This window comes from Streptomyces sp. 7-21 (assembly GCF_016741785.1).
Classification (GTDB): Bacteria; Actinomycetota; Actinomycetes; order Streptomycetales; family Streptomycetaceae; genus Streptomyces.
In genome coordinates this window covers 1-361 of the sequence record NZ_JAERRL010000054.1, presented here as the reverse complement: position 1 = coordinate 361, position 361 = coordinate 1, and the positions used below count along the sequence as shown (strand labels likewise).

Here is a 361-nt window from a genome sequence, read left to right as displayed (position 1 = left end):
TAACTGACCCCCGCTCCCCCCCCCCACACACCATGAGCACCACCACCCCCGTTGACGACGTCATGTCCCGCTCGGAGGAGCTATGACCACCCCGCCTTACCCGCAGGGCTCGTACGGTCTTCATGACCACTACGCCCCGTACGAGGACGAGGGTGACCAACCCCTGGTACGCCCCTACGCGATGACGGGGGGCAGGACCCGGCCGCGGTACCAGCTGGCGATCGAGGCGCTGGTGAGCACGACGGCCGCCCCCGACCAGCTCCAGGGGCTGCTCCCGGAACACCAGCGCATCTGCCACCTCTGCCTTGAGGTGAAGTCCGTGGCTGAGGTTTCCGCCCTGGTGGGGATTCCTCTGGGCGTG

The 361-nt window shown here is 68.1% G+C and carries 1 protein-coding gene; it reads left to right on the top strand.

The genetic code is table 11. The features are described from left to right. Positions 1 to 82 precede the first annotated feature (82 nt). Positions 83 to 361, top strand: a 279-nt coding sequence (locus JK356_RS21545; RefSeq protein ID WP_201870358.1) for a DUF742 domain-containing protein, incomplete at its 3' end; no start/stop codon positions are given.